16 protein-coding genes are annotated in these 15,218 nt (G+C 71.2%); 6 read left to right on the top strand and 10 right to left on the bottom strand.

What is annotated here, in order from left to right:
• Window positions 1–186: 186 nt before the first annotated feature.
• Entirely contained in the window at window positions 187–2,112 is a 1,926-nt protein-coding gene (mdoH, locus tag VP06_RS11325; protein WP_082167339.1) for a glucans biosynthesis glucosyltransferase MdoH, read from the top strand.
• Between the two features lie 483 nt (window positions 2,113–2,595).
• Here the strand turns inward: mdoH and VP06_RS11320 are convergent, their stop codons facing one another.
• Both VP06_RS11320 and VP06_RS11315 read right to left on the bottom strand, forming a co-directional pair.
• Complete coding sequence (locus tag VP06_RS11320) at window positions 2,596–3,060, bottom strand: hypothetical protein (RefSeq protein WP_048463862.1); 465 nt, start codon at window positions 3,058–3,060, stop codon at window positions 2,596–2,598.
• Window positions 3,061–3,144: 84 nt separating this feature from the next.
• Window positions 3,145–4,296, bottom strand: a complete 1,152-nt coding sequence (locus VP06_RS11315; protein WP_048463861.1) for a trans-sulfuration enzyme family protein — start codon at window positions 4,294–4,296, stop codon at window positions 3,145–3,147.
• 101 nt (window positions 4,297–4,397) lie between these two features.
• Here VP06_RS11315 and VP06_RS11310 point away from each other — a divergent pair, with 101 nt between their 5' ends.
• Complete coding sequence (locus VP06_RS11310; RefSeq protein ID WP_082167338.1) at window positions 4,398–4,928, top strand: TspO/MBR family protein; 531 nt, start codon at window positions 4,398–4,400, stop codon at window positions 4,926–4,928.
• Window positions 4,929–5,127: 199 nt separating this feature from the next.
• On the opposite strand, the gene VP06_RS11305 is transcribed toward VP06_RS11310, so the two are convergent.
• On the bottom strand, window positions 5,128–6,108 hold the full coding sequence (locus VP06_RS11305; protein ID WP_048463860.1) for a quinone oxidoreductase family protein: 981 nt from the start codon (window positions 6,106–6,108) through the stop codon (window positions 5,128–5,130).
• Window positions 6,109–6,217: 109 nt separating this feature from the next.
• Here VP06_RS11305 and VP06_RS11300 point away from each other — a divergent pair, with 109 nt between their 5' ends.
• Window positions 6,218–7,117, top strand: coding sequence for a LysR family transcriptional regulator (locus tag VP06_RS11300; RefSeq protein ID WP_048463859.1), 900 nt, complete (start codon window positions 6,218–6,220; stop codon window positions 7,115–7,117).
• Window positions 7,118–7,123: 6 nt separating this feature from the next.
• On the opposite strand, the gene VP06_RS11295 is transcribed toward VP06_RS11300, so the two are convergent.
• From VP06_RS11295 to VP06_RS11285, 3 genes are all read right to left on the bottom strand, one after another.
• Window positions 7,124–7,510 carry a response regulator gene (locus VP06_RS11295; RefSeq protein ID WP_048463858.1) on the bottom strand — a complete coding sequence of 129 codons (387 nt, stop codon included), beginning with the start codon at window positions 7,508–7,510 and terminating at the stop codon, window positions 7,124–7,126.
• 217 nt (window positions 7,511–7,727) lie between these two features.
• Entirely contained in the window at window positions 7,728–8,297 is a 570-nt protein-coding gene (gene hpt / locus VP06_RS11290; RefSeq protein WP_048463857.1) for a hypoxanthine phosphoribosyltransferase, read from the bottom strand.
• A gap of 14 nt (window positions 8,298–8,311) precedes the next feature.
• Window positions 8,312–9,043: a zinc-ribbon domain-containing protein gene (locus tag VP06_RS11285; RefSeq protein WP_048463856.1), complete on the bottom strand. Its 732-nt coding sequence runs from the start codon at window positions 9,041–9,043 to the stop codon at window positions 8,312–8,314.
• A 183-nt stretch (window positions 9,044–9,226) separates the two neighbouring features.
• On the opposite strand from VP06_RS11285, the gene ftsE reads away from it, so the two are divergent.
• The 3 genes from ftsE (at window position 9,227) to VP06_RS11270 (ending at window position 11,913) form a co-directional block, all read left to right on the top strand.
• On the top strand, window positions 9,227–9,946 hold the full coding sequence (gene ftsE, locus VP06_RS11280) for a cell division ATP-binding protein FtsE (RefSeq protein ID WP_048463855.1): 720 nt from the start codon (window positions 9,227–9,229) through the stop codon (window positions 9,944–9,946).
• An 18-nt stretch (window positions 9,947–9,964) separates the two neighbouring features.
• Complete coding sequence (locus tag VP06_RS11275; protein WP_048463854.1) at window positions 9,965–10,924, top strand: cell division protein FtsX; 960 nt, start codon at window positions 9,965–9,967, stop codon at window positions 10,922–10,924.
• Between the two features lie 194 nt (window positions 10,925–11,118).
• Window positions 11,119–11,913 (top strand): YdcF family protein, encoded by a 795-nt coding sequence (locus VP06_RS11270; RefSeq protein WP_245291144.1) that lies wholly within the window; start codon window positions 11,119–11,121, stop codon window positions 11,911–11,913.
• A 75-nt stretch (window positions 11,914–11,988) separates the two neighbouring features.
• Here the strand turns inward: VP06_RS11270 and VP06_RS11265 are convergent, their stop codons facing one another.
• The 4 genes from VP06_RS11265 to rpoN all read right to left on the bottom strand — a co-directional run bounded on the left by VP06_RS11265 (window position 11,989) and on the right by rpoN (window position 15,186).
• A complete protein-coding gene (locus tag VP06_RS11265; RefSeq protein WP_048463906.1) occupies window positions 11,989–12,303 on the bottom strand; it encodes a hypothetical protein in 315 nt (104 codons plus the stop codon).
• Between the two features lie 17 nt (window positions 12,304–12,320).
• Window positions 12,321–12,785 carry a PTS IIA-like nitrogen regulatory protein PtsN gene (ptsN, locus tag VP06_RS11260; RefSeq protein ID WP_048463905.1) on the bottom strand — a complete coding sequence of 155 codons (465 nt, stop codon included), beginning with the start codon at window positions 12,783–12,785 and terminating at the stop codon, window positions 12,321–12,323.
• Window positions 12,786–12,876: 91 nt separating this feature from the next.
• Window positions 12,877–13,473 carry a ribosome hibernation-promoting factor, HPF/YfiA family gene (gene hpf / locus VP06_RS11255; RefSeq protein ID WP_048463853.1) on the bottom strand — a complete coding sequence of 199 codons (597 nt, stop codon included), beginning with the start codon at window positions 13,471–13,473 and terminating at the stop codon, window positions 12,877–12,879.
• Window positions 13,474–13,632: 159 nt separating this feature from the next.
• Complete coding sequence (gene rpoN, locus VP06_RS11250; protein WP_048463852.1) at window positions 13,633–15,186, bottom strand: RNA polymerase factor sigma-54; 1,554 nt, start codon at window positions 15,184–15,186, stop codon at window positions 13,633–13,635.
• Window positions 15,187–15,218: the final 32 nt, after the last annotated feature.

Genomic DNA, 15,218 nt, shown 5'->3' with positions numbered 1-15,218 from the left:
TGCCGGTCTGGATACCTCCAGGCTGTATCTATGGGAGCGGAGCGCCACGAACAGGTGTCATCGTTCCGGCGTCATTCAGCCCGATTGATCCAGGAGAACGATCCAAGCCAGACCAGCGGGATAGCGCAACGGCGGCGCCCTTCGCCGCTTCCCCTCTGCTCCCCTCCATCGAGTTCACGCGGCCCCATGTCCCTTGTTCCCCCGCCGCACGATGCGGTGCCGGCTGCGCCCGGCGCGGACCCGTCCCGTCGCGAGGCCGCGTCCCTGCGCCGGCGTCGCCTGGCCCTCGTCCTGCCGACCGTGGCGACGGCCCTTGCCCTCGCGGCGGCGGCCTGCGCCTCCGTCGGCATGCCGGACGGGCCGCTCGACGCCGCGGTGCTGGTCCTGTTCTGCCTGGCGATGGCGTGGCAATGCTACATCGCCTGGACCTACCTCTATGGCGCCATCGCCGCCGCCCTCGGGAGACGGGTGATGTCGGCGGTGGAGCGGCAGGCCGCCGGGACCGCGCCGCAGGCGAGCGGTCGCAGCCGCACCGCCGCCGTGGTGGCGATCCATGCCGAGGACGCGGCGGCGGTCTTTGCGGCGCTCCGGGTGATGGCCCGATCACTCGCCCGCACCGGCGGCGACGGGCGCGACCTCGATCTCTTCGTCCTCAGCGACACCCGCGACCCGGACATCGCCGCGGCCGAGGAGCAGGAATTCGCCCGGATCCAGGCGTGGCGCGAGAGCGCCGGGCCCGGCCTGCCGGCAATCCGCTACCGCCGCAGGGCCGAGAATACCGGGCGCAAGGCCGGCAATCTGGGCGAGTTCTGCACCACTTACGGCCACGAATACGACTTCGTGATCGTGCTCGACGCCGACAGCCTGATGACCGGCGCCGCCATGCGCCGCCTGGTGCGGCTGATGGAGGAGAACCCCCGGACCGGCCTGATCCAGACCGTGAGCTACGCCGCCGGGCGCGACACCTTGTTCGCCCGCATCCAGCAATTCGCCGTGCGGCTCTACGCCCCGCTGTCGATCCGGGCGCTGGAGACCTGGCAGGGGCCGGACGGGGGCTACTGGGGCCACAACGCCATCCTGCGGATCGCAGCCTTCGCGGCCAATGCCGAATTGCCGGTGCTGCCGGGCCGCCCGCCGCTCGGCGGCGAGATCCTGTGCCACGACACGGTCGAGGGCGCGTTCCTGCGCCGGGCCGGCTGGGAGCTGCGCCTGCTGCCGGAGGAGCCCGGCACCTGGGAGGAGATGCCCACCAACCTCACCGACCTGCTCGGCCGCGAGCGGCGCTGGTGCCAGGGCAACCTCCAGCATCTCGGCATCATCGGCCTGCCGGGCCTCACCGCCGGCAGCCGCTGGCACCTCGGCGCCGGCATCCTGTCCTATCTCGTCTCGCCGGTCTGGGTCGCCTTTCTGGCCTTGGGCACCTGGCAGGCGATCCGCAGCGGCGATCTCGGATTGCTCGCCTACGGCCTGACCGGCGAGGGGCCGGCGGCGGCGACCCTGGCGGCCTTGAGCCTCGCCGTGCTGGCCCTGCCGAAGCTCCTCAGCCTCGGCCACGTCCTGCTGTCGCCGGAGCGCCGCGCGGCCTTCGGGGGCACCCGGAACCTGCTCGTCAGCGCCGCCCTGGAACAGGCCCTGTGGGTGCTGCTCTGGCCGGTCATGACCCTGTTCAATGCCGGCGCGGTGGCGACGACCTTCGCCGGACGGGTGGTGCGCTGGGACACGCAGGTCCGCGACGACCGCCGGGTGCCGTGGTCGGAAGCCTGCCGGCTCCAGGCCGATTCGCTGGTGGCGGGGGTTCTGCTGGCGGCGGCGCTCGCCTATGCCGCCGATCCGTGGCTCGCCCTCTGGATGGCGCCGCTGGCCGTCGCCCTGCTGGCGAGCCCGGCGCTCAGCGTGCTCACCAGCCGCGTCGATCTCGGCCAGGCGGCGCGCCGGCGCGGCCTGTTCCTCACCGTTGACGACACCGCCCAGGCGCCGGAACTGCACGACCTCGCGGCAGCCCGCGCCGCGCCGCCGGCGCCTGCACGGCCGCACCCGGTCCGCGGCGAGGCGCCGGTCTGGCTCGCGACGGCCACGGACGATGCCAAGGCGTCGCCGCCGCGGGAGATCTGAGGTGCGCGTAGTGACGTTCCAATGCGGCAGCCCGGAGACTGTCACCTTATGGACCAGAAAAGTGGTTGCATCCCTGCATAGCTCGCGTTAAGACTCGTTAACCATCGCGGACCGGCCGTCGATGGCGGCCTGCGCTGTGGAATCACAGGAAAGGAGGCATTATGTTGTGAATCGATTGATTACTGCGTTGATCTATCTTATCGCGGCGATTATCGAAAAGGTGTTCTAATTTAAGGGCGCTGTTGATCGTAACGCGATCGAATTTTGTTTTGTCTTACGACATTTGTTTTGATGGTTTCAAGGGGCGCTCGCAAGGGCGCCCTTTTTTGTGCCGTGGCTAGAGCATAATTCGCTACACTGTAAAAACAAAAATTCGTGAATACAGGTATCTCCATCGTTGACGGGCTGGATAGAGCAGAATAATCAAATTTCTACTTCGGCCGAGCCCATCAGACGATACATAGCACTTCAAAAAATGACCATTCACCTCGCAGGCTTGCCCAGCACCGTGAGCGGGTCGGTGCGCTGGCTCGCCGAGGGCTCGGCGGTCATGCTGTCGGCGCGCTCCGCCGGCCGGCCGCGGACGCTGCCGGTGGTGGCGGGGCTGCCCTGGCCGGCGGTGGCGCGGTTGGTGGGGCTCGTCACCGGCACGGATCCGCTGGCGAGTTCGAGGCAGGTCAGCATCTCGACGTAGCTCGGGAAGCCGCCGGCGCGGGATTGCTGCGAGCACTGGGTCTTGGCCGGACCGGAGAACTCGCCCCAGCGCTTGCGCAGCTCGTCGCCGGCCGAGCGCTCGGAGCGCAGGCAGCCATCGGCGCCCGCCTCCTGGCTGACCGAGGCGCGGCCGGGGGAGTGGCAGGTGGCCGAGATGTCGAGCCGCGGCGGGCCATCCGCCGCGACGAGGACGAGCTGCGCGCCGAGGAGCGCGAGGGGCAGGGCGGCAGGCATGGCGGGGCTCCCATGAACCGGAGACGAAGAAGCGTCGCCGGTTCAACGCGCAGACCGCGCCGGAAGCTCCCTCGGCCGGATCCCTCAACCGTGCCGCAGGGCCTGATCGAGATCGGCGAACAGGTCGTCGGCATCCTCGATGCCGACCGACAGGCGCAGCAGGTCCGGCGGGCAGGGGGTGCTCGGGCCTTCGATCGAGGCGCGGTGCTCGATCAGGCTCTCGACGCCGCCGAGCGAGGTGGCGCGCTTCCACAGGCCCACCCGGGCCGCCGTCGCGATCGCCGCCGCCTCGCCCGCCGCGACCCGGATCGACAGCATGGTGCCGAAGCCGTTCATCTGGCGCGCCGCCACCGCGTGGCCGGGATGCCGGGCCAAGCCCGGATACAGCACCTGGGCCACCGCCGGATGGGCGTCGAGCCGCTGCGCCAGCGCACCGGCATTCGCCATCTGGGCGGCGATGCGGAGGTGGAGCGTTCGCATCCCGCGCATCAGCAGGTAGGCTTCGAACGGCCCCAGGATCGCGCCGTTGCCCGAGCGGATGCGCTGGATCCGGGCCCAGAAGGCGTCCGCCTTGGCCCCGGCAAGGGCGCCTGCGATCACGTCGGAATGCCCGTTGAGCACCTTGGTGGCGGCGTGCATCACCACGTCGGCGCCCAAGGTCAGGGGCCGGGTCACCACCGGCGAGCTGGCGGTGGAATCGACCGCGAGCCGGGCGCCCGCCGCGTGGGCGATCTCGGCCGCGGCCGCGATGTCGGTGATGGTCCAGAGCGGGTTCGACGGGGTCTCGAGCCAGACGAGCTTGGTCTCGCCCGGTCGCACCGCCGCCTTGAGGGCGTCGAGGTCGTCGGTGGCGACGAAATCGACCCTGAGGCCCCAGCGGGTCGCCTCCTCGGACAGCCAGCGGCGCAGGGCCCAGTACATGATGGTCGGCGCCACGATGTGGTCGCCCGGATCGAGGGCACCGAACACCGCCGTGGCGGCGGCCATGCCGGAGGAGAACAGCAGCGCGCCGGCCTCTGCCTCCTCCAGCATCGCGATCACGCCTTCCGCCTCGCGCACGGTGGCGTTGTCGGGCCGGCCATAGACGTAGCCGGAGGAATACTGGTTGTCGGGGTCGCGGAGATAGGTGGTGGCGACGTGGATCGGCGGCACCACCGCCTTGGTGACCGGGTCGACGTGGCCCAGCGCCTGCGCGGCGAGGCTCTTCTTCGACCAATGGCGCGGGGCGTGGCTCATGCCGGGACTCCGGGGCTGACAGGGACGTTTTGCTCCCTTCCGCCCTTGCAGAAGCGGTGCCGGCGCGCAACCTCCATCCCGGTATAGCACCCGAGCCCGAGATGCCGCCCACCGCAACGCTGTCCCACCCGGATCCCGCCCGGCCCGTCCTGTCCCCCCTGCCGCGCCTCGTCGCGGCGATCGTGCCCGTCGTCGCGGTCGCGGTCCTGGGCAGCCTGGCGACCACCCCCAACATCCCGACCTGGTATGCGGGCCTCGCGAAACCGGGCTTCACGCCGCCGAACTGGCTGTTCCCGGTCGCCTGGACGATCCTCTATACGCTGATCGCCTTCTCCGGCTGGCGGGTGCTGGGCACGAGGCCGGCGACGCTCGGCCTGCGGCGCACCCGGACGCTCGCCCTGTGGGCGTTCTTCGTCCAGCTCGCGCTCAACGGCGCCTGGACGCCGGTCTTCTTCGCCCGCCACGACCTCGGTGGCGGCCTCGTCGTGGTGGCCGCCATGCTGGTGATGATCCTGTGGACGATCCGGCTGTTCCTGCCCCTCGACCGGCTCGCCGCCCTCGTCCTGGTGCCCTATGCCGCCTGGGTCGCCTACGCGACGGCGCTCAACGCGGCGATCTGGTGGATGAACTGATACCAACGGCCGAAGATGCTGACGCATCGATTCGATCTCGGGCAGGCCCGAGATCGACGCGGCCGTTGACTCCCTCTCGACTTGTCGATGCCAAGCCCAGATGTCCGGGATTTCGGGCTTCGGGACAATTCGAGACTTGGCGAAACTTCGAGAACGGCACCAAAGGTCGTTTTCTTTCGACCGTTGGCAAGAGGGGCCATCACGGCAGCAGCACGATCGCCCCCGTCACCGCCCGCGCCTCCGCCGCCTCGTGCGCGTCGGCCACCTTCTCCAGGGGGAAGCGCGCCCCGATCTCGACCGCGACGTGGCCGCGACGGATCGCGTCGAACAGGTCGGCGGCGTTGGCCCGGAAGGTGGCCGGGTCGGCATTGTGCGGGAAGACCGAGGGGCGGGTGAGGAACAGGCAGCCCTTCTTGTTCAGCCATTCCGGGTCGATCGCCGGCGCCGGGCCTGAGGCGGCGCCGTAAGAGACAACCAGCCCGAAGGGGGCGGCGCAATCAAGGGACTTCACCAGCGTGTCCTTGCCGACCGCGTCGTAGACGACCCGCGCCTTGGCGCCGCCGGTGGCCTCGAGGAAGGCTTTCGGCCAGTCGGGATCGGTCAGGTCGATCACGGCCGCGCAGCCGGCGGCCCGCGCCGCCTCGCGCTTTCCCGGCGAGCTGGTGGTGCCGATGACGGTGGCGCCGAGCGCCGTGGCCCAGCGGGTCAGGATCTGGCCGACGCCGCCAGCGGCGGAATGGACCAGCAGCAGGTCGCCCGGCTGCACCGCATGGGTCTTGCGCAGGAGGTATTGCGCCGTCATGCCCTTGAACAGCAGGGAGGCGGCGGCCTCGTCGCTGATGCCCGCGGGGATCCGCACGAGCTTCTCCGCCGGCACGTTGCGCCGGTCCGCATAGGCGCCGACACCGGCATTCATGTAGGCCACGCGGTCGCCGGGTTCGACGTCCGCGACCTCCGGCCCGACCGCCTCGACCACGCCCGCCGCCTCGAAACCGAGCCCGGTCGGCCGCGCGAGCGGGTAGATGCCCCGGCGCTGGTAGATGTCGATGAAGTTGAAGCCGATCGCGGTCTGACGCAGGCACACCTCGCCCGCACCGGGGGCCGGCAGGTCCCTGCTTGCCAAGGTCATGACCTGCGGCGGGCCGAACTCGGTGATCACCACGCTGCGCGTCGTCGCCATGATGGCCTCTCCTCTGGTCTGCCCCGCTCGTGCAACCGGTATGGACCCGGCCGGCGGCGTGATAAATCCAGGCCCGCATTCGACATTCGAAACGTTGGGCTTGCAATCGATGGACCGTCTGTCCGGCATGGAAGCCTTCGCGAAGGCCGTCGAGACCGGATCCTTCTCGGCCGCCGGCGCGCTGCTCGGGCTCTCGCCGCAGGCGGTCGGCAAGCAGGTGCGCCTGCTGGAGGATCATCTCGGCGTGCGGCTGATCCACCGCACGACGCGCCGGCAGAGCCTGACCGAGGCCGGGCGCACGCTCTACGAGCGGGTGCGCATCATCCTGGCGGAGGTCGAGGCGGTGGAGGCGGTCGCGGCGAGCAGCCAGGCGGTGCCGCGGGGCCGGATCCGCGTGAACGCCCCGGTCACCTTCGGCGCCTACGACCTCGCCCGCGTGCTGCCGGCCTACCTCGCGGCCTACAGCCAGGTCGATGTCGAGCTGACCCTCTCGGACCGGAAGGTCGACCTGATCGAGGAGGGCTACGAGGTGGTCTTCCGCGTCGGCCCGCCGGCCGAGAGCGGCCTGATCGCCCGGCCCTTGCGCCCGATGGATTTCGCCCTCTGCGCTTCCCCGTCCTACCTGGCGGCGAGAGGCGCGCCGCTCGTGCCGGCCGACCTGCGGCAGCACGAATGCCTGGGCTTTGCCCATATGGCGACGGGGGACCAATGGCGCTTCATCGGGCCGGACGGGCCCGAGGCGGTCGACGTGTCGTACCGGCTTCTGGTCAATAACGGCCAGGCTCTGCTCACCGCAGCGCTGGCCGGCCTCGGCCTGCTGCTGCAACCGATCGCCCTGGTGCAGGACGCCGTCGTTTCGGGCCATCTCGTGCCGGTGCTGCCGGCCTATCGGCCCGTCTCACGCCCGATGAACCTGCTCTATGCGCCAGATCGGCGGCTCACCCCGAAGCTCCGGTCCTTCATCGATTTCGCGCTCGCCCGGTTCGCCGGCCCGGCGCCCGGGCCGTGAGGGCGGTCAGCGAGCGGGTGCGGCCACCGCCCGGGCGCTGCGCAGGATGCGGGACACCGTGGCGCGCATGTCGGCGAGGGTGAAGGGCTTGGTCAGCACATCGGCCACGATCGCGTCGAGGCCGCGGGCGCGCTCGCGCTGGTCGGCGAAGCCCGTCATCAGCAGGATCGTCAGATCCGGGTAGTCGCGCTTGGCCGCGAGCGCCAGGGCGATGCCGTCCATCAGCGGCATGCGGATATCGGTCAGCATCAGATCGAAGGGCGTCTCGGACAGGCGGTCGAGACCGTCGCTGCCGTCGATCGCCGTCACGACCGTGTGGCCGTCCATCTCCAGCCCGCGCTTCAGGAAGCCTCGGATCGGTTCCTCGTCGTCGACCAGCAGGATGCGCGCCATGTCCTCTCGTCTCGTTGGGCCGAAAAACCGCGCGGACACGGCCGATGTGATCGGGCCTGCGGAGCCGGGTCAAGCCACCGCAGTCGTCAAGTTCCCGGTTTCGTGCCGCTCTCCGGAACGAAACCCAGCCGCGTTGCAATTGCGCATCGCTCTGGGATCGCGGCACCGCCGCCCGTCCGCGCCGCCCCCGGCGCCGGACTTCCTAAGCCGGCAATTCCTAACGCTCGTCGAACAGGTCCGGCGCCCCGTCGCCGTAATCCACCACGCCGACATAGGGCAACTGTCGGAAGGCGTGGGCCACGTCCATCCCGTAACCGACCACGAACACGTCCGGGCAGGTGAAGCCGATGTAATCGGCGTCCATCGTCACCGCGCGCTTGCCGGGCTTTTCGAGCAGGACCGTGGAGAGCACCCGCCGCGCCCCGCGGGCCATCAGCAGATCCTTGGCGTAGACGAGGGTGCGGCCGGATTCGAGGATGTCGTCGATCAGGAGCACGTCGCGCCCGCGCACCTCGCTCTCGACGTCGCGCAGGATCGCGACCTGGCCCGACGACACGGTCGCGGCGCGGTAGCTCGACAGGTGGATGAACTCGACCTGCGGCGCGAGGCCGGCCCGGTGCAGCGCCCGGATCAGGTCGGCGGCGAACATGAAGCTGCCCTTCAGCACGGCCACCACCAGGAGGTCCTCCAGGGGCTGGCTGGCGATCGCGCGGGCGATCTCCTCGTTGCGCTGCGCGATGGCGGATTCGTCGAAGAGGACGCGGACGCGGGGCAGGGGCGGGTTCATCGGCCTCGGTCTTCTCACGGGGTCGTGGGGGGATTCAGCGGCGCCCTCAGGCTGACGGCAGAATCCCCGCTGTCAACCGCGGCAAAGCGGACCAGCACCGCGCGCCCCTTGGCCGGGGCACCGGGAAGCTCCGCCCGGAAGCGGGCGGTTTCCTCGGGTTCGAGCCGGTCCCGCGGCGCCTCGGCCGTCCAGCGGTAGACGACCTGGCCGTGCTCGTCATGCAGTTCGAGGCGCAAGGGGGGCACCGGCACGGCCTCCTTCGCGGCGCTCACCAGGTCGCCCTCGACCACGAGGCGGCCGGCGCCGGAGGCATCCGGCACCTGGTAGGCGGCGACGTCCCGGAAGGCGAGGCCGCGCAGGTTCACCGGCAGGCCGATCGCCGCATAGAGCCGGGCGGTCTGGGGCAGGGCGCGCACCAGGCCCGCCCGTCCCGCCGGCATCAGGGCGAGCCCGACCGCGCCGAGCCCAGCCACCGCCAGCGCCGCGGCGGCGAGGCGCCGGCGCCCCGGCGCACCGCTCCGCTTCGCCGGCTCGGCGCGGGGGCGACTCCGGCGGGGCGGGGCGGTGCCGGAGGCCGAGAACACCGCCTCGCCGGTCTGCGGCAGGTCAGCGCCCGGTTCGGGGGCGGGGGCGGACACGAACCAGGGCTCGCGGCAGGCGGCGCAGCGCACCGTGCGCCCGGCCGGGCCGATCTGCTCGGGATCGAGCGTATATTCGCTTGCGCAGGCAGGACAGACGATCAGCATGGCGAATCAGTCGGGCACGGCACCGAAGCCGCACCACGACTCCTCCCGCCACAGCCTTAATGCGTGGTAAAGCGGCGCGGATGACGAGGCGCCTCGGGCCTGCAAAAGCGCCTGCGCCGGAGCGATCGCACCGAACGATCGCTCATCGCGAGACCGCGCATCGAGACCGTGCAGGGAGACCGGATGGACGCGAGAACGGACCGGGGAACCGGAAGCAGCCTGCTCGGCGGGATGGACGAGCCGGTGGTCCGGTTCGAGAATGTCGGGATGCGCTACGGGGTCGGCCCCGAGGTCCTGAGCGACATCAGCTTCACCATCGCGCCGCACTCGTTCCAGTTCCTCACCGGCCCGTCGGGCGCCGGCAAGACGACGCTTCTGCGCCTGATTCTGCTCTCGGTGCGGCCGAGCCGCGGCCTCGTCTCGGTGTTCGGCGAGGAGGTGAACGACATCTCTCGCGGCTCCCTGACCTCCCTGCGCCGGCGCATGGGCGTGGTGTTCCAGGATTTCCGCCTGCTCGACCACCTCACCACCTACGAGAACGTCGCCCTGCCGTTGCGCGTCCAGGGCCGGGCCGAGACGAGCTACCGGGCCGAGGTGGTGGAACTCCTGCGCTGGGTGGGCCTCGGCGAGCGCATGCATGTGCTGCCGCCGCTGCTCTCCGGCGGCGAGAAGCAGCGCGCGGCGATCGCCCGGGCGCTGATCGCCCGGCCGGAGCTGCTGCTCGCCGACGAGCCGACCGGCAACGTCGATCCCCAGCTCGGCCGGCGCCTGCTGCGCCTGTTCGTCGAGCTGAACCGCCTCGGCACCTCGGTGCTGATCGCCACCCACGATTTCGCCCTGATGGACCTCGTCGATGCGCGCCGGTTCATCCTCGGCAACAACCGCCTGCGGGTCGAGGGATGAGCCGCAGGGAGACGCATCATGTCTGACGGAGCCATCCGGGAGCGGGCGACGCGGCGCGAGGCGCCCGCCTCCGATCTGCCGCCGACCTTACGCCGCAACGCGCCCCTGGTGCCGACCGACACCAGCGCCGGCCGGGCGCTCGCCGCGGTGATCGCGATCCTGACCTTCCTCGCCGCGCTCTGCGCCGGCGGCGCCGAGATCGTCGCGTCGAGCGCGGCGCAGTGGCAGGGCTCGGTGGCGCAGGAGGTGACGATCCAGATCCGCCCGGGATCGGGCCGCGACACCGAGGCCGACGTCGCCAAGGCGGCGGCGCTCGCCTCCGCCACCCCCGGCATCGTGGCGACGCGGCCCTTCACCAAGGCGGAATCGGAGCGCCTGCTCGAACCCTGGCTCGGCAGCGGCCTCGATCTCGGCGAGCTGCCGGTGCCACGGCTCATCACGGTGCGCCTGGGGACGACCGCGCCCGATCTCGGCTCCTTACGCCAGCGCCTGACCGAGGCCCTGCCCGGGGTGGCCAGCCTCGACGATCACGCGCTCTGGCTCTCGCGCCTCTCGACCATGGCCAACACCGTGGTGGGCGTCGGCGTCGCCGTGGTGGCGCTGGTGCTGCTCGCCACCGGGCTCGCGGTCACCTTCGCGACCCGCGGCGCCATGGCGGGCAACCGCGAGGTGGTGGAGGTGCTGCATTTCGTCGGCGCCGACGCCGATTTCATCGCCCGCGAGTTCCAGCGCCGCTTCTTCCGCTTGGGGTTGCGCGGCGGGGCGATCGGCGCCGTGGCGGCGCTCGCGGTGATCGGGGCCGGCGGCGCGCTGGCCCGGGTCTGGCGCGCCGGCCCGGCCGGCGACGAGATCGAGGCGTTGTTCGGCGGCTTCGCCATCGGCTGGCGCGGCTATGCCAGCGTGGTGCTGATCGGGGTGATCGCCTCGATCGTCACCGCGGTGGTCTCGCGCCTCACCGTGCGGCGCTTCCTGGATTGAGATCAAGGATCGGCGTCGACGACGCCGGTATCAACCAGCCCGGCGCCAGCCACGGGCCGTAGCGTTGCTGCTTGCCCGCTCTTCACAGGGCCGGTCCAGTTGAACGAATCGCCCGTTCGGGCGGTTGCCTCTGGGCCGCCGTAATCGGCACTATGCTCGGCACGGGTGAGATGACCTCGCGGATGCAGCGCGACATGACAATGCGAACCGGCGACGTGGTGGGCTGGTCCTGGTCGGGCGACGGGCCCGAGGGGACGGGGCCTGCCGGGCGCCCGGCTTCCCACGCTCCCGGTCCCTCGGATCCCGGCCCGTCCTGGAGCCTGCGCCGTCGTCTGGCCCTCGGCGTCGCCGGGCTCGGCCTTGCCGCTGGGATCGCTCTCGGTGCCGGCTTCCTCGCCTTCGTGTCCGGCCTCGCCCGGTCGGAGCAGCTGCCCCTCGGCCCCTCCGACGGCATCGTCGCGCTCACCGGCGGCGCCCAGCGCATCGAGGATGCAATGGACCTGCTCGCCGGCGGCTATGGCCGGCGCCTGCTCATCACCGGGGTCAACGAGCGCACCAGCCGCGACGAGATCGCCCGGCTCAATCCGGGACAGCAGCACCTGATCGCCTGCTGCGTCGATCTCGACTACCGGGCCCGCAACACCATCGGCAACGCCATCGAGATCCGGCGCTGGATGCGCGAGAACGGGTTCCGGAGCGTCGCGGTGGTCACCTCGAATTACCACATGCCCCGCACTTTGGTGGAACTCGACCATGCCCTGGGGGAGGGCAACCGGGTGGTGCCGCACCCGGTCGTGCCGGGGGGGATCGATCCCGACCAGTGGTGGCGCCATCCGGCCTCCGCGCGGCTGCTGGCCTCGGAATACGCCAAGTTTCTGGTCGCCTGGATCCGCACCCGGTTCGAGACCGATCCCGAGCATTCGAGCGCGGCGGTGCTGGTCAGCCGCGGCCATCCGGTGAAGGTGGTGGCCGAGCCGCTGGTGCGGTGACGGGGGCGCCGCGCGGCCGTCTCTGCCTCACCCCTGCGCCTTTGCACCTGCGGCTTGCGCGCCCGCTTCTTGTGCTCACCGCGCCTTGCAGCGGGTCCGCAGCAGCTCCGAAAATTCCTTTTCCGAGCCCTGGACCTGGGCCAGGCGCTCGCTGCGCTCCGAACCCGAGAGGCAGCGGCCATAGACCGTGGCGGCGCGGCGCATCGTGTCGACATGCTGGCGCCAGCCGCGGCAGCGGTCGGCGTCGCTGTCACCAAGGGTCTCCAGGCGCTCGATCGCCGTCCTCTGCGAGGACTGCGCCACCAGGAGGTCGCGGGCGCAGGTGCCGTCGGCGCGCGCGGCGAGGGGCGCGGCGAGCAGGAACGCCACCGCGCAGAGGGAGGTCCGCATGGTCACGCCGGCTTCCGTCACGCTGCTTGGGCGGGGGATTGGGTCAGGAGGGCGTAGAGCGCGTCGGCGTCGCGGGCGGCGCGGATGCGATCGATGATGCCGGGCTCGCGCAGCACCCGGGCGACCCGGGCGAGAGCCTTCAGGTGGTCGGCGCCGGCGCCCTCGGGGGCTAGCAGCAGGAAGGCGATGTCGACCGGCTGACCGTCCAGGGCCTCGAAATCGACCGGGCGCTCCAGGCGGGCCATCAGGCCGAACAGCGTGCCGAGCCCCGGCAACTTGCCGTGCGGGATCGCCACGCCCTCGCCGATGCCGGTCGAGCCGAGGCGTTCACGCTGGAGCAGCGTCTCGAAGATCTCGCGCTCGTCCAGGCTCGGCAGGTGGCGGGCCGCATGGGCGGCCAGCTCCTGCAAAACCTGCTTCTTCCCCTGCGCCCGCAGCGCCGGGAGGACCGCCTCCGGCTTCAGGAATTCCAGCAATGGCATCGAGACCGCTGCCTCATCGGCGGGGAGCGCCACGGCGCCCCGCACTTGTTCCAGGACCGGAGGCCCTCCGCGAGACCGAGCTTGGGCCCGCTCACGGAGTGCCGCGTTCCGGCGGATCGATCCAGCCGATCGCGCCGTCGCCTCGACGATATACGACGTTGACCCGTTCGGTTCCAGCATGAACGAAGACGAGAACGGGGACACCGGTGAGATCGAGTTCCACCACCGCCTCGCTCACCGTGCGCCGGTGCAGGGTGCGGGTACTCTCGGCGATGATCGGCGGGTGCTCGCCGGTATCCTCCTCGGGCGCTTCCATCACCGAATAGGCCGCTTCCATCACGGCGGTGTCCGGCAGGCCGCCATCGAGCGCCCGGTCCTTGGCGTGGCCGTTCGGATGGGCCTTCAGCCGGTGCTTGTAGCGGCGCAGGCGCTTCTCGATCCGCTCCGCGGTCTGGTCGAAGCTCGCATGCGCGTCGTGGGCGGTGCCCGACGCCTCCAGGGTGATGCCCGAGGGTAGGTGCAGCACGCAGTCGGTGCGATAGGCGCCGCCATCCCGACCGACCGTCACGTGGCCGTGGTAGGCACCGTCGAAGTACTTGGCGAGGGCCGCGGAGATCCGCTCCTCCGCCCGCGTCCTCAGGGCTTCCCCGAGATCCACGCCACGACCCGACACGCGCAACGCTGCCATCAGCTCCCTCCGGTCTCGTCGTTCGTCGGCCCGCAGCCCGGGGACGTCTCCGGCGCCAAGGGCCTGCCTTCAAGAGCTAGGAACGTCCGGACGCGAAGTCAACGAAGCCGGCTCAGTGACGGCAGGAACCTTTCGGGGGAGCCGCGGGCGGGCCGGCGGTCACCGCGCCGGCATTGCGGCACGCTCGCGCCGGCGCTCGATCGAGGAGGGGATGCGGAGCGATTCCCGGTATTTCGCCACGGTGCGGCGGGCGATGTCGACGCCCTCGCCGCGCAGGCGCTGCACCAGGGCATCGTCCGACAGGACGTCGTCGGCCTCGCCGTCGATCAGCTGCTTGATGCGGTGGCGCACGGCTTCCGAGGAATGCGCCGCCGCCCCGGCCGCCCCGGGGATCGCCGCGGTGAAGAAATACTTCATCTCGAAGGTGCCGCGGCTGGTGCCGATCGACTTGTTCGAGGTCACCCGCGAGACGGTGGATTCGTGCATGCCGATCGCGTCGGCGACGGTCTTCAGGTTGAGCGGCCGCAAGTGGGCGACGCCGTTGACGAAGAACCCGTCCTGCTGGCGCACGATCTCGCTCGCCACCTTCAGGATGGTGCGGGCGCGCTGCTCCAGGCTGCGGGTGAGCCAGTTGGCGGTTTGCAGGCATTCCGACAGGAACGCTTTGTCGGTGTCGGTCGTCGCCCCGCGCGAGACGGTGGCGTAGTAGCTCTGGTTGACCAGCACCCGGGGCAGGGCCTCGCTGTTCAGCTCGACGAGCCAGGAACCGTCCGGGGCCGGGCGCACGAACACATCCGGCACCAGCACCTCGACCGGGCCGGCCCCGAAGGCGCGGCCGGGCTTGGGATCGAGGCGGCGCAGCTCGGACAGCATGTCCGCCAGATCCTCATCGTCGACCCCGCACAGGCGGCGCAAGGCCGTGAAATCGCGCTTGGCGACGAGGTCGAGGCGCGAGACCAGCGCCTGCATCGCCGGGTCGAAGCGGTCCTGCTCGCGGAGCTGGATCGCCAGGCATTCGGCGAGGTCGCGGGCGCCGACGCCCGAGGGGTCGAAGCCCTGGACGAGCCCCAGCACCCGCTCCACCACCGGACGGCCGACGCCCAGGCGCTCGGCCAGGGCGGCGAGGTCCTCGCGCAGGTAGCCGGCATCGTCGATCGCATCGACCAGGAAGCCGCCGACCAGGCGCTCGACGGGGTCGCGAGTGGCGAGGTCGAGCTGGGCCCGCAGATGCTCGTGCAGCGAGGATTCGCTGGTCAGCGTCGCCTCGAAATCCGGGGCCTCGCCGTCGAAGCTGCCGCCGGTGCCGCTCCACGGTGCCGGGGTGAGCGACAGCCCCTCACCGTCCCCCGCCGGGGCCTCGCGGCCCACCGGGCCGTCATCCGGGAACACGTTGTCGAGGCGGGTGCCGAGATCGCCCTCGATCTCGCTGCGGCTGGGGTTGAGATCGTGGGAGAGCCAGGGCTCGGCCGGACCGTCGCCGTCGAACCCGTCGCTCTCGCCCCCGCCTGGGTCGGGCGCCTCGCCGCGGGACTCGGCCGGTTCCGGCGCCTCCACCTCGGCCCGCTCCAGGAGCGGATTGCGCTCCAGCTCGGCATCGACATAGGCCGCGAGGTCGAGATGGGAGAGCTGCAAGAGCTTGATCGCCTGCAAGAGTTGCGGCGTCATCACCAGGGCCTGACCCTGGCGCATCTCGAGCCGTTGCAGCAAACCCATCAGCCAGCCCCGCCATGCGACGCCCCGGTTTC

It is taken from the genome of Methylobacterium aquaticum, from assembly GCF_001043915.1.
Lineage (GTDB): Bacteria > Pseudomonadota > Alphaproteobacteria > Rhizobiales > Beijerinckiaceae > Methylobacterium > Methylobacterium aquaticum.
The sequence above is the reverse complement of the archived record's forward strand: the minus strand, read 5'-3'. Positions and strand labels throughout refer to the sequence as shown.